The following is a 17,818-nucleotide window of genomic DNA, read 5'->3' as shown; positions in this document are numbered from 1 at the left end:
AAAACGGTTGCTGCATGTCGCGCCCACCCCCGGCCCCTCCCGCAGGCGGGAGGGGAGTTACGTCATCACGCCGCTGCCTGCGGCGTCAGGTAGTCCAGCACGTTCGCCAGCGTCGCCTTAAGCTCTTTACGCGGCACGACCATGTCGACCATGCCGTGCTTGTGAAGGTACTCGGCGCGCTGGAAGCCTTCTGGCAGCTGCTCGCGAATAGTGTCTTGAATCACGCGCTGTCCCGCGAATCCGATCAGAGCATTCGGTTCAGCAATGTGTATGTCACCCAGCATGGCATAACTCGCTGTGACTCCGCCCGTGGTTGGGTCGGTCAGCACTACGATGTAAGGCAGACCAGCCGCCTTCAGTCGCCGTGTCATCACGGTAGCGCGCGGCATCTGCATCAGGCTGAGAATGCCTTCCTGCATCCGCGCGCCGCCTGCAGCGGTGACGACAACATAGGCCGCCTTGCGGGTCAGCGCGCGCTCAGCCCCGGCGCAGAACGCCATGCCGACCGCCATGCCCATCGATCCGCCCATGAAACCAAAGTCCTGCACGCCAACAACCGCCGGGTGGCTGTTGATCGTGCCCGAACCAACCACAAACGCATCTTCATGCGGGTTGCTGGCACGCGCAGCCTTCAACCGCTCGGTGTATTTCTTGCTGTCCTTGAACTTCAGCGGGTCTTCGGTGACCTGAGGTTGCGGCAGCAGATCAAAACCGGGATCGAGCAGGATCTCGAGCCGCCGATCCGCACCGATCCGGCCATGATGCTCGCAGCGCGGGCAGACGTTCAGGTTCTCTTCGAACTCCGCAACAAACAGCATCTCCTGACAGGATTTGCATTTGATCCAGAGATCCTTCTCGGTGCTCTTCTTCTCTTCGCCAAAGCCAAGCGAATTGCGGACGCGGGTGAACCAGTTCATGCGTTTGTCCCTTCAGTGGCGGCCTTCATTGCGCCGACCATCGCGGAAGTCAGCTCCTGTAGCTTGGCGGGAGCATCCTTGCCAAATTCACCGACCAGATCGACCAGCGCCGAGCCGACAACCACGCCGTCTGCAACCTTTGCGATTTCGGCGGCTTGCTCGGGTGTGCGGACGCCGAAGCCCACTGCGACCGGCAAATCCGTCTGTTCTTTCAGAGCCTTCACGGCCGTTTCGATCGAGCTTTGCGCGGCCTGTTGCAGTCCCGTAATTCCGGCAACCGAGACGTAGTAGAGAAACCCGCTGGCGTTTTCGAGCACTGCAGGCAGTCTCGCAGCGTCGGTCGTCGGTGTGGCGAGGGGGATCCAGCTCACTCGGTGCGACTCCAACTCGAAATTGAGATCTTCGTTCTCTTCGGGCGGCATGTCGACGCAGATCACGCCGTCCACACCTGCCTTGAAGCACCGGATGCCGAACCAGCCAGCACCGCGCCGGATCATCGGGTTTGCGTATCCCATGAGGATGAGCGGCACGTCCGGGTGACGTTCGCGAAAGCCAGACGCAATTGCGAATACATCTTCCGTGGTCGTGCCCGCACCAAGGCTGCGCAGATTCGCTGCCTGGATCGCAGGGCCATCGGCCATTGGATCGGTGAAGGGCATGCCCAGTTCGATCACATCGGCACCGCCCGCAACAAGCGCATCGAGATTGGCCGCCGTGTCGCCATCGCCAGCGGTGATGAAGGCGACGAATGCGGGGTGAGGTTTGGAAAAGGCGGATTGGAGGCGGGTCATCAGTTTGTTGAGTTCTTCTTGGAATTTCGGCGTCGTCGTTGCCATTCATTGAAAGCGGTTAGTGCAATAGCGACCACGCCTGCCCACACAAGCGTTCTCGCGCTGAAACTGTCCTCGCTAATGAAGCCACGCAAAGCTGCCAATATAAGGAACAGAACGACAAGCTCGACTAGCCATCGTCCCCACTTTGGGACTCTGGAGTCGCCGTCCTTTGGCTCGCGACGCCGCGTCTTGCGGAGCCTGGCACGAGCCTTTGTCACCAATCTACTCCCGCCTTAGCTTCATTGTCACCTTGCACTTGTTTCAGGGTCCATCCCAAACTCTGCATCACAGGCTCGGTCTGGGCGATGGTTGCTGGAGTCGAAGACGGCTTCAGCCAAACAAGTTCAGCATGACGGTGATTGGAGAGTCGGGTCATTTGCGCCTCCAAGGCTGCCAGAACGCGACTGTGAGGAATACGGTCCAATAGGCGCAGCGCCAAATGAAGTAGCCGACATTTGCCGTTACCAGCTCGTCGAAAAAGAAAGGTACGAGAATGTGTGGAGCGACTAGGTGCGCTATTCCGTTTGCTACTACACTCAGTGACAATCCTGCCATCAAAGCGCCTAAGAATGGAAGCCTCAAATCTCCACTCCCAGCTTCTCAGCTACGGTGAAGATGTCCTTGTCGCCGCGACCGCACAGATTCATCAGTATGATCTGATCCTCGCTCATCGCTTTGGCGCGTTCGGCCACCGCCGCAATCGCGTGTGACGGCTCTAGTGCAGGGATAATCCCCTCGGTGCGGCATAGCAGCTGGAAGCCGTCCAGCGCCTCATTGTCCGTCACGGCGGTGTATTCGACGCGGCCGCTTTCCTTCAGCCACGCATGTTCTGGGCCGATGCCGGGATAGTCGAGTCCCGCGCTGATCGAGTGGCCTTCGGTGATCTGGCCGTCCTCGTCCTGCAGTAGGTAGGTCTTGTTGCCGTGGAGCACGCCCGGCGCTCCGCCGAGGAGGCTCGCGGCGTGTTCGTCGCCATCAAGGCCGAGCCCAGCGGCTTCAACGCCGAGCATTTTTACCTCGGCATCGTCGAGGAACGGGTGGAACAGGCCCAAAGCGTTCGATCCGCCGCCGATGCAGGCGACCAGCAGGTCGGGCAGGCGACCCACGCGGTCGAGCATTTGCGCGCGCGCTTCCGTGCCGATCACGCTTTGGAAATTGCGCACCATCTCCGGGTAAGGGTGCGGACCGGCTGCGGTGCCGATGATGTAGAACGTGTCGTGGACGTTCGCGACCCAATCGCGCAGCCCTTCGTTCATCGCGTCTTTGAGCGTCGCGCCGCCGCTGGTGACGGGGATGACCTCTGCGCCCAGGAGCTTCATGCGGAAGACGTTGGGCGACTGCCGCTTCACATCTTCGGCGCCCATATAGATCACGCAGGGCAGGCCAAAGCGCGCGCATACGGTCGCGGTGGCAACGCCGTGCTGGCCCGCGCCGGTCTCGGCGATGATGCGGGTCTTGCCCATCCGCTTGGCGAGCAGGATCTGCCCGATGCAATTGTTAATCTTGTGCGCGCCGGTGTGGTTGAGTTCGTCGCGTTTGAACCACACTTGCGCGCCGCCAAGCGCTTCGGTCAGCCGCTCGGCGAAATAGAGCGGGGAGGGGCGTCCGACGTAGTGTTTCATCAGGTCGTCGAATTCGGCCTGAAACGCAGGGTCGGCCTGCGCCGCACGATATTCTCGCTCCAGATCGAGGATGAGCGGCATCAGCGTTTCGGCGACATAACGTCCGCCGAACTCGCCAAAATGCCCGCGTTCGTCGGGCTGGTTACGGAAGGAATTGGATGAGTTCATTGCTGCAACTTTGTGGGGGTTAAGCTTCGAGCGCGGCTTCGCAGAAGGCCGCGATCTTGTCCACGTCCTTGACGCCGGGAGAGGATTCCAGGCCTGATGAAGCGTCAACCAGTTCGGTGCCGGTTGCGCGAATGGCTTCGGCCACATTTCCGGGCTCCAGACCACCCGCTAGGCCCCATGGGATGCGGTGTTCGAAATCGGAGAGCAGATCCCAGCGGAATGTCTCGCCGTTGCCGCCCGGCAGCGCCTTTGCGGGTGCATCGAACAACAGCCGGTCAACCGCGCCTTCGAACCGGCGCGATTTGAAAAGGGTGTCGCGGTCTTTCACACCCAGAGCGCGCCACGTTTCGACGCCGGTTTTGGTGCGGACCAGTTCGATCCATTCGGGCGTTTCCTTGCCGTGAAACTGGATCACGTCAGGCTTCACGGTTTCGATGACTTCGCCGGTCGTTTTGACGTCGGCGTTCACCAACAGAACCACTGCCTTGACCGAAGACGGAACCAGCTTGCGCAGTTCCATCGCTTTGCGCAGCGACACGTGGCGAGGGCTCTTGTCGAAATGGACGAGGCCCACATGCGTCGCGCCTGCGTCTACAGCGGCGGTGATGGTCTCGGGCGTCGAAAGCCCGCAAATCTTGATCTGTGTTGTCATGCTCAATCGTTCTGGATCAGGCGGATCAGGGTTCCGTCAATATCGACCATGTAGGCAATGGTAAGCCCGCTTGCTTCCATTTTCGGCGCAGAAAATCGCGGCATGTCCTTATGGCGTTGCGGAACGTCGCTGGCTTCGATTTGAGCCATCATCGCAGGCAGATCATCAAGGCGAAGGCAGGCGCTGAACGAGCTGCTGTATGGGTCGAGATCCGGATAGGGAAAGAATTCGAGCACCAACCGGCTGCCCGCAGGCCCGCGATGCAGGATCATCCAGCCGCCGTCTTTGTACGCGCATTCAAAACCTAATTGCGCATAGAACGCTGCGGTCGCATCGAAGTTGCGGGATGGAAGGTTGGGGGTGGCAATATCAGGCAAGGTTTCGCCCTAAAGTGTTGCTTCGATTGCCCGCGCTGCCGCGACCGGATCGTTGGCGCGGCTGATTGGCCGTCCGATCACGAGCACACTTGCGCCGCTGTCGCGGGCTGAACGGGGCGTCACGACACGTTTCTGGTCGCCGGTGCCGTTGCCGTTCGGGCGCAAGCCGGGGACGACGAAATAGCCGTCCTTCCATTGCTTACGCACCTGGCCGACTTCTTTGCCGGAACACACAATTCCATCGAGTCCGGCTTCATGGGCCAGTTCCGCCAGACGCATCACCTGCGTTTCGGGGCTGCCATACACGCCCGTCTTGGTAAGGTCTCCCGCGTCGAGGCTGGTCAGGGTGGTGACGCCAACAACCTTGCAGCCTTCCGCCGCTGCAGCCTTGGCGTCTTCCATCATCGCCCGTCCTCCACTGGCGTGGACTGTGACGATGGTGGGTTCGTAGACGTGGATCGCCTGCATCGCGGCGGCGACTGTGTTCGGAATGTCGTGAAATTTCAGGTCGAGGAAGATCGGCAGGCCCATATGTGCGATCTCGTGGACGCCGTGCCCGCCATGGGCGCAGAAGAACTCCAGACCGAGCTTCACGCCGCCGATATGCGCTTTGACCTTTTCCAGCAGCGCCTTGGCAGGCTCAATCTGGGGAATGTCGAGCGCGAGATAGATCGGATTGCTCATTCGCCGCCTGCGTCACCAGCTGCAGGAGTAAGAGTATCCCCAGCGCTTCCAGAGCTTTCACCGGTCTTTTCCGCAGGTTTGTCCACAGGCTTGCCAACAGCCGGATCGTGCCGCTGCGCCAGCGCATTCGACTTGGCTGCGTTTTCCAGGCTGCGAACGCGGCGGCTGAGGCTCCATTTGACGCTGCGGTGGTATAGCCACATCGGGACCAAACCGAGCAGGAAGGCGATGATCACAAGGGCGGGGATCTTGGTCTCAAGGACCATATTGTCCCACAGCGTGACCTCGACCGTATCCCAGTTGAAGAACGAAAAGGCGAGGATCCCGAAAAGGATCAAAACCCATATTATGGTGCGCACGATCTGCATGGGATCCGTTCCCCTCTTATTCCCTCGCGTGATCCAAAGACTTAAGCACTTTGCGCGGTGAGTCTAGCAATTGCGCGGTTTTGGCGGTCAGCCGAAGACTTAGCCAAAGACTCTGGCAAAGACCGTATCGACATGCTTGAAGTGGTAGGCGAGGTCGAATTTCTCTTCGAGTTCGGTGTCACTCAGCGCGGCGGTGACTTCCTCGTCAGCCTTGAGCAATTCGAGCAACGATTGCGCGCCATTCGATTCCCACACCTTCATCGCGTTACGCTGAACCAGACGGTAGGCATCCTCGCGGCTCACGCCTGCCTGGGTGAGCGCAAGCAGCACGCGCTGCGAGTGAACCAACCCGCCCATTGCATCGAGATTGGCCTGCATGCGCTCAGGATAGATCAGCAGTTTCTCAATCACGCCGGTCAGCCGCGCGAGCGAGAAGTCGAGCGTGATCGTCGCATCCGGCCCGATGAAACGTTCGACCGAGGAGTGCGAAATATCGCGCTCATGCCACAGCGCCACGTTCTCCAATGCCGGCAGTGCGTAGGAACGGATCATGCGCGCTTGGCCGGTCAGGTTTTCGGTCAGGATCGGGTTACGCTTGTGCGGCATCGCCGACGAACCCTTCTGGCCTGGGGAGAAGTATTCTTCGGCTTCAAGGACTTCGGTGCGCTGCAAATGGCGGACTTCGACCGCAAGCCGCTCAATCGACCCTGCGATGACTGCGAGTGTCGCGAAGTACATGGCGTGGCGATCGCGCGGGATAACCTGCGTCGAGACCGGCTCAGGGGTCAGACCCAGTTTCTCCGCGACATAGGCTTCAACTTCGGGATCAATGTTAGCAAAGGTTCCGACGGCGCCTGATACAGCGCATGTCGCGATCTCCTTGCGTGCGGCGATCAGGCGATCACGGCAACGGTCGAACTCGGCGTAGGCCTGCGCGAGCTTCAGCCCGAAAGTCACTGGTTCGGCGTGGATGCCATGACTGCGGCCAATCGTCGGCGTGTATTTGTGTTCCTCAGCGCGCGTCTTGATCGCAGCAAGCAGCGCGTCGAGATCTTCCAGCAGTAGGTCCGAAGCCTGCGCCAGCTGCACCGACAGCGTGGTGTCGAGCACGTCCGATGACGTCATGCCCTGATGCATGAAGCGCGCCTCGTCGCCGACCTGCTCGGCGACCCATGTCAGAAATGCAATGACGTCATGCTTGGTCACCGCCTCGATGGCGTCAATCGCTTCGACGTCGATTTTCGGATTGGTTGCCCACCAGTCCCACAGCGCCTTGCCAGCCGAAGGCGGCACCACGCCCATTTCACCCAGCTTTTGGGTAGCGTGCGCTTCAATCTCAAACCAGATGCGAAATTTCGTCTCCGGTTCCCAGATGGCGGTCATGGCGGGGCGTGCGTAGCGCGGGACCATTTTGGGGCGTCTCCGTGTGTTGGAAAAGGCGCGGCTACGGTTCGCCGCCGGGAGTGTCAACTCACGCTGGCATCGCCCTTCCACAAGCGAGAAAATTGGCGCGTTTCTACATTGTGATCGCGCGCCGAACGGGCACACTGCTTGCAACGAACCGGTCGGGACAGATCGGCAATCCTTGAGGGTCGCTATTCAGGGAGAGGAGCGACCTATGCCAATTCGTGACGAGCTGGGAAATCAATGCGATCACGTTGTCCGCCTGCATCTGCGCAGTCTTGGAATACCCCGCGTATCTGAAGCCACGGCGATGAGAAATGCGCAGGCGACATATGGGCAGTATGGCATCTGTATAGCCTTTGCGAGCGGTCAAAGTATGCCGCCACACACCAACACGGACAGGCAATGCGTAAGCCTGAGCAATGTCGATGTCGGGGCCTGCACGATGAATCAGGCGATGACACAGCAACAGGATGCGATGTTTGGGATCGGCACGTTTCAGGGCGTACCGGAAAACCATATTCTGTGTTTCTGGGTCAATGAAGTCGAAACCGAGACCGGGAGAAGACTGGCCGGTTGCGCATCACATCCGCGCGATCGCGGGGCCTGCGTTGTGTCAGCCTTGGGCTCACCGTGGACGCTGGCGCACGAGGTTGGACATGTCCTTGGTCTGCGACATGTCAACGGCACCTCAAATTTGATGAGCACGCCGACCGCCAGCATCAACTATAATCCACCGCAGCTTTCGGCGAGCGAAGTCGACACGGTAAGACGTTCGCGGTTCTGCCAGCGGGCCTAAACCACGCATTCGATTGTCTTCTTGTAACTGAACCGGCTAAGCCGCGAATTGTAGGGCAGGAGGACAATTCGATGCCGAGCGCTGCGGACACGGTGGATGCACCGCTGCAAGAGGAACGTTTGTCACCCTTTGTCAGGGTGACACTGCGGCGCTGGGCGAAGTGGTATTCCGGCAGCACCGAGCTGTTCTGGCCGTTTACCGACCTGGTCACTCGGATATTCATCGCGCTGTCGTTCTTGCGCTCTGGGATGGTAAAGGCGTTCGACTGGGAAACGGCGGTCTATCTGGCCGCCAACGAATATCCGGTAAGCTGGATGGATCCTACGACCGCGGCGACCACGGGCCTGACCATCGAGCTGGTTGGCGCGGTCTTGTTGATCTTAGGCTTCTTCACGCGCCCAGCTGCACTCGCCATGGCGGCGCTGACTATCATAAGCCAGGCAGTCTATGTCCCGACGACTAGCAACCTGCTGATTTCAGCGATGTTGATCTGGTACATTGTTCACGGATCGGGTGCGTTCTCGCTCGACCGGGTGCTGGCGGCGGGAATGAAGCAAAGCGCGCTCCCGTTGGCTCGGCCTACAATCATCGTTTGGGAATGGGCGCGAGAAAACCTGGCTCCCGTAGTGATGGCGACCACTCGCGTTTGGCTGGGCGTGTCGTTGCTCGCCTATGCCGAGGTGTTCGAACCGTCGATTGCACTGGCGACGTGGCTTCCGACAACAATTTTCTCTGGTTTTCCCGACTGGCTCGCAGTCGTCTGTGCGGTGCTGTTCTTCCTCGGTTTTGCCGCAAGCGTGGTCTCGTATCTGCTGTTCTTTCTCATTGGTTTCTTCATGATCGCGGGCGCTCATCCCAATGTGACGTTGTACCCGTTTTTGTTCCTTGCGCTTTACGAGGCGCGCGGGGCGGGGGTGCTCTCAGTCGACCGGATGATCGCGCTGTGGATGGAGAAGAACATCCTGTTTGACCGCGATTATTCCGAAATTCCTGACCGTTGGCCGCATGTTGTGGTTGTTGGAGCCGGGTTTGGCGGGCTCGCTGCGGTCGAGCGATTGAAGCGCCTCCCTGTGCGCATTACCCTGATCGACAAGCGCAATTACCACCTGTTCCAGCCGCTGCTTTATCAAATCGCCACCGCAACGTTGAACCCGGCTGATATTGCAACGCCGATCCGTAGCCTGTTCCGGCCCGATGGGAATGTCCGGGTGCTTAAAGGCGAAGTGAAGGCTATCGACAGCGCGGCGAAGACCGTCACTCACAGCGACGATCAATTGCTTCACTATGACAAACTCGTGCTCGCGACTGGAGCCACCCACAGCTATTTCGGCCGCGATGAATGGGGCGAATTCGCTCCCGGTCTCAAAACCATCGAAGACGGTGTGGCCGTGCGCGGTTCCATACTGAATGCGTTCGAGCAGGCTGAGGCATGCGACAATGAGGAACGCATCAATCGGCTTTTGACGTTCGTCATCGTTGGGGCTGGGCCAACCGGAGTGGAGCTGGCTGGCGCAATTGCTGAACTGGCGAAGCTCAATGTCGAACGCGAATTCCGCACCGTGGACCCTGCCAGCGCGAGGGTGATTTTGGTGCAATCGGGCGACCGCATTCTCCCGGCGTTTCCCGAAGAGCTTTCGGATGAAGCCATGACGTCACTCAAAAATCTCGGCGTCGAAATCCGGACAGGTAGCCGTGTTACCGAGATCGCCGAGGAGTATGTGCGGATCGGCGAGGACACGCTGATCGAGACCGAAACGGTGCTTTGGGCGGCAGGCGTGACTGCTTCTCCAGCGGCCCGGTGGCTGGACGCTGAGGCTGACCGTTCAGGCCGCATCCTCGTTGATGATCAAATGCGGGTGAAGGGCCTTCAAAACGTGTTCGCGATTGGTGACACGGCTGGCAGCACGGCATGGGAAGGCAATCCCGTTCCGGGCCTCGCTCCGGCTGCGAAACAGGCGGGTGCCTATGTCTCGCGTGTCGTGGAGGCGGAGCTGCTCGACAAGGAATGCCCCGGTCCGTTTGTGTACAAACATCAAGGCAGCCTCGCGACGATCGGGCGCAAATCTGCGGTTGCGGATTTCGGGCGGTTCAAACTGTCGGGTTCAGTGGCCTGGTGGCTGTGGGGCCTCGTCCATGTTGGCTTCCTGACCGGCACGCGCAACCGCGTTACGGTGGTGATCAACTGGGCGTGGAACTTCTTCGCGCGTCATTCTGGCGTCCGTCTCATTACCGAGAGAGTATAGCTTTAGATCAATCCCTTGGCGCGCAGGCTAACGTGGCCTTCGCGTCCAACGATGACGTGGTCATGCACAGTCACGCCCAGCAAACGGCCAGCCTCGGCGATCCGCTGAGTAATCTGGATATCGGCTCGGCTCGGCTCAGGACTGCCGCTGGGATGGTTGTGGACCAGGATTAGCGCACTTGCGCCAAGGTCCAGTGCCCGGCGGATTACCTCGCGCGGATGGATGCTGGCTTCGTCGATTGAGCCGTCGCCCACATGATGGTCGTCGATAAGTTGATTCTTGGTGTCGAGATACAGCACGCGCACGCGTTCGACCGTCAGATGCGCCATATCGATTGCGAGATAGTCGAGCAGTGATTGCCAAGACCCCAGAACGGGCTTCTTCATCACTTCGCTGCGGGCCATGCGCCGCGCCGCGACTGAAACGCTCTTGAGAGCCGCCGCGCTGGTTTCACCGACGCCTTTGACCCTTTGAAGTGCGGCAGGATCGGCGTTCAGCACACCTGCAAGTGAACCGAACTGTTTGATCAGTTGTTTGGCAATCGGCTTGGTATCGCCCTGCTTGATCGCGGCGAACAGCAGGTATTCGAGCACTTCGTAGTCGGCGAGAGCTTCGGCACCGCCTTTCAGCAGTCGTCTTCGAAGGCGCGCGCGGTGGCCAATCCCTGCCGCTTTGCTCGAATCCGACTTTGCAGGCTCGCTTGAGCGATCGCCCGAGCCAAAGTCGAATGTGTCGTCCGGCTCTGCCACGCGATCCCCTACAAACGCATTTCCTTACCGGCGTTCATTGCCTTTACAGGACGATACGCGCAAGTGGGGGGAACTATGGCAGCAGCCGAGCAGGATCGATCGACTGACATGCCCGATGCGGGTCAAACGAGGCAATTCTCGCTGAGACGCGGGATTTGGCGGATCGCGCTTGCGCTGCTGATTCTGGTGCTGACGGCGGTGATTGGCGGCTGGCTGAGCCGCGAGCGGATTGCCGGCAATCTGATCGACGACCAACTGGCGCAAACCGGAGTCGAAGCTACCTACGATATCGTTTCGATCGGCGCGCAGCAGCAAGTGATCGAAAACCTTGTGATCGGCGATCCGGCTGCTCCGGATCTGACCGCCGAGCGCGTGGTCGCCAACATCGAATATGGTTTCGTTAGCGCCGGGATCGGACGGATCGAAGTCACCGGTGCCCGCCTGTTTGGTAGCTACCGCGATGGGCAAGTGAGCTTCGGCGCGCTTGATCCGCTGCTGTTCGCGGAGACCGAAGAACCCGCCGGACTGCCCGAATTCGACGTAAGACTGGTCGATGCGCGCGGACGGATTGAGACCGATTTCGGCGTTGTTGGTCTGAAGCTCGATGGCGAAGGGCTGCTAAGCGACGGCTTTGCCGGAAAGCTTGCCGCGACGGCTCCCGGAATTGGTACGGATGAATGCTCGACCCGCACAGCCACGCTCTACGGTGATCTGACAACGCCGGGCGGGGTGCCCAGATTTTCCGGCCCTGTCCGTGTCCGCGACGTCAGTTGTAGCGGGGCCCGATTGTCCAGAGCAGACGTTGCTGCCGATCTCGCGCTCGATACCGGGTTCACTGCGCTTGATGGCAATTTCGACCTTGCAGCCTCTGGCCTGAGCGGTTTCGATTTTTCGAGTGAAACGCTGAGCGGAACTGCAGATCTTACTTGGCGCGGCGGTGAGCTGACGTTTCGGCATGACTTAACGGCGGAGGGACTCGCCTCACCCTACGGCGCTCTTGCCCAACTGACTGCCGACGGCATCCTCCGCTCGGCAGGAGAACCGCTTCGCAGCGATTGGAGCGCGCGGTTCGAAGGCGAGGGCGCTTCACTTCCATTGGAGAACAACTCGGCACTTTCTGATGCAATTACTGCCGCAGAGGGAACATTCGCGGCGTCCCTGCTCGACAAGCTTCAGTCGAACCTCGCGCGGTCGGCCGATGGCGGGAGAATCGCCGCCGATCTGACCATCCGCCAGTCGGAAGACGGAATGACACTTATCGTTCCCGAAGCGCGGCTTCGAGCCAATTCTGGCGAAACACTGGTGGCGGTGTCGAGGCTGAGCTGGACCACGGGCGGGCGTTTATCGGCCAACCTCGCGACTGGCGGCGAGGGGCTGCCGCGTATTACCGGGCGTATGGAGCAGGTTGGCGGCGACGCCTTGGCTCTTCGGCTCGAGATGGAAGAGTACAGCGCAGGCGCAGACCGATTGGCCGTTCCGCAATTGCTGGTGCGCAGTCAGGCCGATGGAAGCATTGCTTTCGATGGATTTGTCACTGCCAGCGGTGCGATACCCGGTGGCACGATCAATTCTCTTGCGGTTCCTCTAAAGGGCGCGGTGTCTTCGAATGGGCAGATCGCTGTCGGACAACAATGCACGCCTGTGCGGTTTGCCCAATTGTCCTATTTCGATTTAGCGCTCGACGGTCAGGCGGTGAATGTATGCCCGCAAGCTGGTCAGCCGATCGTTGCTTACGATGAGACTTTGCGGATCGGTGCACAAACAGGTGAGCTTGCCATCGAAGGAGACATCGCCGGATCGCCGCTGATGATCACCACCGCGAACACCCGGTTAAGCTATCCGGGCGAGTTCGCGCTCGCCGGCCTATCAGCGGTGATCGGTGAGCAAGACAATGCTGTCCGGCTGACTGCAGCGGAGTTCCAGGGTGCATTCGATGATCTCATCGGTGGAACATTCGCTGATGGCACCGCAAAGCTCGATGTTGTGCCGCTCGATCTCGATCAAATCGCGGGCAGTTGGAGATACGAGGACGGCGTCTTTCTGCTCGGCGATGGAGCGTTCCGATTGACCGAACGGACCGAGGCGGACGCTCTTCCCCGTTTCGAACCACTTTTCGCGCGGGATGCGACACTCGCTCTGAATGGCAATTCGATCACCGCAAACGCCCGGATGCGCGAGCCTGAGACAGACCGCCTGATCGTGACGACGGATATTCAGCACGACCTCGGAAGCGGGGCAGGGCAAGCGGTGCTCAATGTGCCAGGCGTGGTGTTCGACAGTATCCTGCAGCCGGACCAACTGAGCTATCTCGCCAGCGGTGTGATTGCCGACGCGGATGGGACTATCGCTGGCGACGGTTTGATCCGTTGGACTGCCGATGATCTCACCAGCACCGGCGCATTCTCCACCGAGCGATTCGATTTCGCGGCGGCCTTTGGACCGGTCAGTTCGGTGCGCGGCACCATGCGGTTCTCCGACTTGTTGGCGATCACCACGGAACCCGGGCAGGTGCTTGAAGTCGGCTCGGTCAATCCCGGTATCGAAGTGCTCAGCGGGCGCGTGGTCTATGGCCTTCGCGATGGGCAGGTGCTCAATGTCGAGGACGCGCGCTGGCCATTTATGGGCGGCGAATTGATTCTGCGCCCGGTGACGCTCGACTACGGCGAATCTGGCGGTGCGCGCTATGTGTTCGAGATCGTCGGCCTCGATGCGGCGACCTTTGTAAGCCAGATGGAGCTGACCAATCTCGGGGCGACCGGGACCTTCGACGGCACGGTACCCGTCGTCTTCGACACGATCGGCAATGGACGGATCGAAGGCGGACTGCTGATCTCGCGTCAGCCCGGAGGCAATGTCGCCTATATCGGCGACCTGACTTATGAAGACCTCGGTGCGATGGGCAATTATGCGTTTCAGGCTCTGCGCTCGCTCGATTATTCTCAAATGAGCATTGGCTTGAATGGCGATCTCGCTGGAGAGATCGTCACAAATTTCCAGTTCGACGGCGTTAGCCAGGGCGAGGGGACGACGCAGAATTTCGTGACGCGGCGGCTCGCAAGTCTACCGATCCGGTTCAAGGTGAATGTGCGGTCGGAGAATTTCTACGAGCTGTCGACGGTAGTTCGGTCGTTCTTCGACCCTGAATATCTCGGCAATCCCGTCGATAGGGGCCTGTTCAACAACGAAGCGGGCCGTTTCGTACCCATCAATCCTGGACCAAACCCCCCGCAACCCGCCCCCTCGACCCAAGACGACGCGGGCGCAGCCACGCGCCCAAATGAATCACCCGTTCAACCTCCCGAAAGCGAGGAAATGCAATGAGAGAGCTGAAATTGACCCACTCCGTGCGCGCTGCCACAAGCAATCGTGGAAAACGCGCGGGGGGCAGGGTGCAGAAAACCGGATTATTGGGTGCGGGAATGGCGATGCTGCTGACAGGCTGCATCAATGTAAGCGCGCCAGAAGAGCCGATAGTGATCGAGCTCAACATCAATATCCGGCAGGAAGTGATTTACCGGCTCGCTGACGATGCGGCCAACACGATTGACGAGAATGCGGATATCTTCTGATCCGCACACTCGCCAGTCGCGCGAAGGGGAATGCAAATGAATACGATGCGCCAAATCATGCTTGTTGCCGTAGCAGGTGCCGCGACACTTGGTGCAATTGCCGTGCCCGCAACGGCGCAGCGTGACCCAGCATATGCTGCTGCCCGCGCCAATGGCTCCATTGGCGAGCAGCCCGATGGCTATCTCGGCATTGTCGGCCAAGCGACGCCCACGCTGCAGCGCTTGGTAGACGACATCAACATCAAACGCCGCGCAGTCTATTCGCGCAAGGCGCAAGAGAACAACGCTACGCTGGAGGCTTATGCGCTGACCGCGGGCTGTCAGGCGATCGCGCGGACTGTAGCCGGTGAAAAATATCGCGCACCCGACGGCACATGGATGACACGCGACGGCACTGCGCCTGTGCGCGATCCGCGTTGTCCGTAGGGAAGTTTTGTTTGCGCCCTCAAACGCCGGAGTCCTTGTTGTCCGCATCGCATCCGCGATGCGATCTCCTCGCTCATGCGACCTGAAGGTCGCGTCGCTGCGGGCGCGCAGTCGCGCTTGCGGTCGCTAGCGCGACCGTTCTTCATGACAACGAGAGCGAGGTGGCACTGGTTCGACGCCGCAGGCGTCGCAAGGGCGACTGCCCGTCGCGGCTTGTGCCGCGTAGCCAAGCGGGCCGGATGGCCCGCGCCTGGCGCTTGAGGGCGCAAACAAGAAAGCCCCGGATGCAGGTGCGGAAAACAAAACACTCTCCGCGTAAACTGCACGCTCCTACCATTGACTTGGAATCACCCCCCTTCTAAGGGGACCGCGCCCTCGGCGGGCACATCATTGCGCGTGCTTGCAATCCACCTTACGGAGACCGGCATGAGCGAAGAGAAGCCCGCACGGGAAACCATCGCCGAGGATGCGCGGATCGACGCGCTCGAGGAGCGGCTGAAAGCTGCACGCGAGCGCGAAGATGAGCGCAACCGGCCAAAGGTACAGGGTGTCGATGCGAACTATCGCAGCGGCAACGCGGTACTGGCGGTTCTGATCGGCGGGATTCTCGGCGGTAGTGTGATCGGCTACGCATTCGATGCGCTGGTCGGGACCACGCCCTGGGGTCTGTTGGTTGGTCTGTTCCTTGGAATAGCTGCCGCCTTCAGGAACATTATTCGCGCGGCAAACACACGCTCTGATGACCAGGAATAGGTCGAGTATCAGGGCGCGTTTTTTGTAAGATATCAGGGATATAGACGGTCGTGGCAGCCGAACAAGGCAAAGTCGATCCGATGAAGCAGTTCCAGATCGAGCCTCTTTTTGGCTCGGCAAACTGGGAAATCGCTGGCTTCAACATCGCATTCACCAATTCCGCATTGTGGATGGCCATCACGGTCATTCTGCTGTGGGCGTTCGTGTTTGGCGGAATGAAGCGCGAACTGGTGCCGGGTCGCTGGCAGATGGCCGTTGAGAGCTTCACCGGCTTTATCGACGATATGCTCGAAGCAAACGTTGGCAAAGAGGGGCGCAAATATGTGCCCTACATCTTCAGCCTGTTTATGTTCATCCTGTTCGCCAACCTGCTGGGCCTCGTCCCGCTGGGTCTGATCCCCGGCGTGCATCCTTTCACATTCACCAGCCACTTCACCGTCACCGGCGTGCTCGCCGTGATGAGCTTTTCGATCGTGCTGATCGTTGGCTTCTGGAAGCATGGCCTGAAATTCTTCAGCCTGTTCGTGCCACACGGCACACCGATCTGGCTGATGTGGCTGATCCCGGTGATCGAGCTGATTTCGTTCATGGTACGCCCGTTCAGCCTCGCGCTGCGTCTGTTCGTTGCCATGATGGCGGGACACGTCTTGCTTAAAGTGCTGTCGAGCTTCGTGATCGACGCGGTCAATGCAGGGCCGATTTTCGGTGGCCTGATCGGTATCCCAAGTTTCGCTCTGATGATCGCCATCAGCGCGCTCGAAATTCTAGTCGCAGGCATCCAGGCCTACGTCTTTGCACTGCTTACGTCGCTGTACATCAACGACGCCGAGCATCTTCACTAAGTTTCGTATCTTACCAATCCAACAGATTTGAATTCAAAGGAGTTTTTCAAAATGGAACCTGAAGCAGCCAAGCTCATCGGTGCAGGCCTTGCAGCAATCGGTGCCGGCCTTGCCGCAACCGGTGTGGGCAACGTGTTCGGTTCGTTCCTCGAAAGCGCACTGCGCAATCCTGGTGCGGCTGACGGTCAGCAGGGTCGCCTGTTCATCGGCTTCGCCGCTGCCGAGCTTCTCGGCCTGCTGGCGTTCGTCGTTGCGATGATCCTGATCTTCGTTGCCTAAACGAATTTGAATGTAAGGGAGCCGCCGCTTCGGTGTCGGCTCCCACATTCACTCCAGTAACAGCTAGCCTCGGACCCAAAAGGCCAAAGCGCTCATGCCTCAGATAGCCCAATTAGCCGAAACATACTCCAGCCAGGTCTTCTGGTTGCTGGTGTTCTTCGGCATCACCTTCTTCCTCATCGGACGCGGGATGGTGCCGAAGGTGATGGGGACCGTGGAACTGCGTGACAAGCAGATCGCTGACGATCTCGCGGCGGCTCAGGCCGCCCGTGACGCTGCCGACGAGCAGGAAGAGGCCTGGCGCGAACGCGAGAACGCCAACCGCGCTGCGGCACAGGGCGTTATCGCTGAGGCCAAGGCCAAGGCCGCTTCGAGTACCGAAGCGACCCTTGCCAAGGCGCAGACCAAGCTCGATGCCCAACTGGCTGATGCCGAGGCGCAAATTGCTGCGGCGCGGACCAGCGCAATGGCAGAGATCGAAAACGTCGCTGCCGACGCAACCCGCGATATCGTCGCGCGTCTCGCCGGCACTGAAGTTGACGAAGCGGCTGCAAACGCAGCTGTGAAGGAGGCACTCGCTAATGGCTAATGTCCTTACCTTCCTCGCTGGGGCCGCCGAAGCGGGCTACAAGGCTGAACCAAGTGCTCTTGGTGCAGACTCGTATCAGTGGGTCGCCCTGGCCATGATGGTGCTGCTGGGCGTGTTTCTGTGGAAGAAAGTGCCCGGTCTGATCACGGGTGGACTCGACGCCAAGATTGCCGAGATCAAGCAGCAGCTCGACGAAGCAAAATCGCTCCGCGCCGAAGCCGAAAAGCTTCGTGACGAATACGCCACCAAGATCGCCGGCGCTGAGAAAGATGCCGAAGCGATGGTGGACGGTGCGCAGCGCGAAGCCGATGCGATTCTCGCCAAGGCGAAGACAGACAGCAAGGATATGGTCGCACGTCGTCAGCGTATGGCCGAAGACAAGATCGCTGCTGCCGAGCGCGATGCTGTCGAGGAAGTGCGTACGGTCGCGGCTGAAGTTGCCGCCGCCGCATCGCGCAAACTGATTGCAGAGCGGCACGACAAGGCTGCGGACAAAACACTCGCAGATGAGGTGATTGCCTCGCTTTGAGGCTTTCGCAGCTCA

19 protein-coding genes are annotated in these 17,818 nt (G+C 59.8%); 10 read left to right on the top strand and 9 right to left on the bottom strand.

Going from position 1 to position 17,818, the window contains the following annotated elements:
• Positions 1–65: 65 nt before the first annotated feature.
• The 8 genes from accD to purB all read right to left on the bottom strand — a co-directional run bounded on the left by accD (position 66) and on the right by purB (position 7,031).
• Positions 66–917 (bottom strand): acetyl-CoA carboxylase, carboxyltransferase subunit beta, encoded by an 852-nt coding sequence (accD, locus tag Q0837_RS07620; RefSeq protein ID WP_298467134.1) that lies wholly within the window; start codon positions 915–917, stop codon positions 66–68.
• Positions 914–1,708 (bottom strand): tryptophan synthase subunit alpha, encoded by a 795-nt coding sequence (trpA, locus tag Q0837_RS07615; RefSeq protein ID WP_298469840.1) that lies wholly within the window; start codon positions 1,706–1,708, stop codon positions 914–916. The genes accD and trpA overlap by 4 nt, the downstream gene beginning before the upstream one ends.
• A gap of 620 nt (positions 1,709–2,328) precedes the next feature.
• On the bottom strand, positions 2,329–3,540 hold the full coding sequence (gene trpB, locus Q0837_RS07610; protein ID WP_298467132.1) for a tryptophan synthase subunit beta: 1,212 nt from the start codon (positions 3,538–3,540) through the stop codon (positions 2,329–2,331).
• Positions 3,541–3,559: 19 nt separating this feature from the next.
• Entirely contained in the window at positions 3,560–4,192 is a 633-nt protein-coding gene (locus Q0837_RS07605) for a phosphoribosylanthranilate isomerase (RefSeq protein ID WP_298467130.1), read from the bottom strand.
• A gap of 2 nt (positions 4,193–4,194) precedes the next feature.
• Positions 4,195–4,569, bottom strand: a complete 375-nt coding sequence (locus Q0837_RS07600; RefSeq protein ID WP_298467129.1) for a bleomycin resistance protein — start codon at positions 4,567–4,569, stop codon at positions 4,195–4,197.
• A 9-nt stretch (positions 4,570–4,578) separates the two neighbouring features.
• Complete coding sequence (gene pyrF, locus Q0837_RS07595; protein WP_298467126.1) at positions 4,579–5,253, bottom strand: orotidine-5'-phosphate decarboxylase; 675 nt, start codon at positions 5,251–5,253, stop codon at positions 4,579–4,581.
• Complete coding sequence (locus Q0837_RS17575; RefSeq protein ID WP_366519692.1) at positions 5,210–5,380, bottom strand: hypothetical protein; 171 nt, start codon at positions 5,378–5,380, stop codon at positions 5,210–5,212. The genes pyrF and Q0837_RS17575 overlap by 44 nt, the downstream gene beginning before the upstream one ends.
• Before the next feature lie 340 nt (positions 5,381–5,720).
• The gene (gene purB / locus Q0837_RS07585) at positions 5,721–7,031 is read right to left on the bottom strand and encodes an adenylosuccinate lyase (RefSeq protein ID WP_298467120.1); all 1,311 of its coding nucleotides are present in this window, start codon (positions 7,029–7,031) and stop codon (positions 5,721–5,723) included.
• 370 nt (positions 7,032–7,401) lie between these two features.
• Between purB and Q0837_RS07580 the strand changes: the two genes are divergently transcribed.
• Both Q0837_RS07580 and Q0837_RS07575 read left to right on the top strand, forming a co-directional pair.
• Entirely contained in the window at positions 7,402–7,824 is a 423-nt protein-coding gene (locus tag Q0837_RS07580; RefSeq protein WP_298467117.1) for a hypothetical protein, read from the top strand.
• A gap of 71 nt (positions 7,825–7,895) precedes the next feature.
• Positions 7,896–10,067, top strand: a complete 2,172-nt coding sequence (locus Q0837_RS07575) for an FAD-dependent oxidoreductase (protein ID WP_298467114.1) — start codon at positions 7,896–7,898, stop codon at positions 10,065–10,067.
• Positions 10,068–10,069: 2 nt separating this feature from the next.
• On the opposite strand, the gene radC is transcribed toward Q0837_RS07575, so the two are convergent.
• A complete protein-coding gene (radC, locus tag Q0837_RS07570) occupies positions 10,070–10,729 on the bottom strand; it encodes a DNA repair protein RadC (RefSeq protein WP_298469838.1) in 660 nt (219 codons plus the stop codon).
• Between the two features lie 162 nt (positions 10,730–10,891).
• Here radC and Q0837_RS07565 point away from each other — a divergent pair, with 162 nt between their 5' ends.
• The 8 genes from Q0837_RS07565 (at position 10,892) to Q0837_RS07530 (ending at position 17,803) form a co-directional block, all read left to right on the top strand.
• The gene (locus Q0837_RS07565) at positions 10,892–14,137 is read left to right on the top strand and encodes a YdbH domain-containing protein (RefSeq protein WP_298467111.1); all 3,246 of its coding nucleotides are present in this window, start codon (positions 10,892–10,894) and stop codon (positions 14,135–14,137) included.
• The gene (locus Q0837_RS07560; RefSeq protein WP_298467109.1) at positions 14,134–14,385 is read left to right on the top strand and encodes a YnbE family lipoprotein; all 252 of its coding nucleotides are present in this window, start codon (positions 14,134–14,136) and stop codon (positions 14,383–14,385) included. The genes Q0837_RS07565 and Q0837_RS07560 overlap by 4 nt, the downstream gene beginning before the upstream one ends.
• Before the next feature lie 36 nt (positions 14,386–14,421).
• Positions 14,422–14,811, top strand: a complete 390-nt coding sequence (locus Q0837_RS07555) for a YdbL family protein (protein WP_298467107.1) — start codon at positions 14,422–14,424, stop codon at positions 14,809–14,811.
• 426 nt (positions 14,812–15,237) lie between these two features.
• A complete protein-coding gene (locus tag Q0837_RS07550) occupies positions 15,238–15,564 on the top strand; it encodes an AtpZ/AtpI family protein (RefSeq protein WP_298467105.1) in 327 nt (108 codons plus the stop codon).
• Between the two features lie 80 nt (positions 15,565–15,644).
• Positions 15,645–16,406, top strand: a complete 762-nt coding sequence (locus Q0837_RS07545; RefSeq protein WP_298469836.1) for a F0F1 ATP synthase subunit A — start codon at positions 15,645–15,647, stop codon at positions 16,404–16,406.
• A gap of 51 nt (positions 16,407–16,457) precedes the next feature.
• Positions 16,458–16,685, top strand: coding sequence for a F0F1 ATP synthase subunit C (locus Q0837_RS07540; protein WP_212450741.1), 228 nt, complete (start codon positions 16,458–16,460; stop codon positions 16,683–16,685).
• Positions 16,686–16,779: 94 nt separating this feature from the next.
• Positions 16,780–17,274, top strand: a complete 495-nt coding sequence (locus tag Q0837_RS07535) for an ATPase (protein WP_298467102.1) — start codon at positions 16,780–16,782, stop codon at positions 17,272–17,274.
• Positions 17,267–17,803 carry a hypothetical protein gene (locus Q0837_RS07530; protein WP_298467099.1) on the top strand — a complete coding sequence of 179 codons (537 nt, stop codon included), beginning with the start codon at positions 17,267–17,269 and terminating at the stop codon, positions 17,801–17,803. The genes Q0837_RS07535 and Q0837_RS07530 overlap by 8 nt, the downstream gene beginning before the upstream one ends.
• The last annotated feature ends 15 nt before the right edge of the window (positions 17,804–17,818 follow it).

This window comes from uncultured Erythrobacter sp. (assembly GCF_947499705.1).
Taxonomy (GTDB): Bacteria; Pseudomonadota; Alphaproteobacteria; order Sphingomonadales; family Sphingomonadaceae; genus Erythrobacter.
Note: the sequence above shows the minus strand (reverse complement) of the source record. Positions and strands in the feature narration are given on the sequence as shown.

Coding starts and splice junctions, on each gene's coding strand:
- Q0837_RS07565 (WP_298467111.1), top strand. CDS start 10,892: ATGGCAGCAGCCGAGCAGGATCGATCGACTGACATGCCCGATGCGGGT.
- Q0837_RS07580 (WP_298467117.1), top strand. CDS start 7,402: ATGCCGCCACACACCAACACGGACAGGCAATGCGTAAGCCTGAGCAAT.
- pyrF (WP_298467126.1), bottom strand. CDS start 5,253: ATGAGCAATCCGATCTATCTCGCGCTCGACATTCCCCAGATTGAGCCT.
- Q0837_RS07560 (WP_298467109.1), top strand. CDS start 14,134: ATGAGAGAGCTGAAATTGACCCACTCCGTGCGCGCTGCCACAAGCAAT.
- trpB (WP_298467132.1), bottom strand. CDS start 3,540: ATGAACTCATCCAATTCCTTCCGTAACCAGCCCGACGAACGCGGGCAT.
- Q0837_RS07540 (WP_212450741.1), top strand. CDS start 16,458: ATGGAACCTGAAGCAGCCAAGCTCATCGGTGCAGGCCTTGCAGCAATC.
- Q0837_RS07575 (WP_298467114.1), top strand. CDS start 7,896: ATGCCGAGCGCTGCGGACACGGTGGATGCACCGCTGCAAGAGGAACGT.
- Q0837_RS07555 (WP_298467107.1), top strand. CDS start 14,422: ATGAATACGATGCGCCAAATCATGCTTGTTGCCGTAGCAGGTGCCGCG.
- Q0837_RS17575 (WP_366519692.1), bottom strand. CDS start 5,380: ATGCGCTGGCGCAGCGGCACGATCCGGCTGTTGGCAAGCCTGTGGACA.
- trpA (WP_298469840.1), bottom strand. CDS start 1,708: ATGACCCGCCTCCAATCCGCCTTTTCCAAACCTCACCCCGCATTCGTC.
- Q0837_RS07530 (WP_298467099.1), top strand. CDS start 17,267: ATGGCTAATGTCCTTACCTTCCTCGCTGGGGCCGCCGAAGCGGGCTAC.
- Q0837_RS07535 (WP_298467102.1), top strand. CDS start 16,780: ATGCCTCAGATAGCCCAATTAGCCGAAACATACTCCAGCCAGGTCTTC.
- purB (WP_298467120.1), bottom strand. CDS start 7,031: ATGGTCCCGCGCTACGCACGCCCCGCCATGACCGCCATCTGGGAACCG.
- Q0837_RS07545 (WP_298469836.1), top strand. CDS start 15,645: ATGAAGCAGTTCCAGATCGAGCCTCTTTTTGGCTCGGCAAACTGGGAA.
- Q0837_RS07605 (WP_298467130.1), bottom strand. CDS start 4,192: ATGACAACACAGATCAAGATTTGCGGGCTTTCGACGCCCGAGACCATC.
- Q0837_RS07550 (WP_298467105.1), top strand. CDS start 15,238: ATGAGCGAAGAGAAGCCCGCACGGGAAACCATCGCCGAGGATGCGCGG.
- accD (WP_298467134.1), bottom strand. CDS start 917: ATGAACTGGTTCACCCGCGTCCGCAATTCGCTTGGCTTTGGCGAAGAG.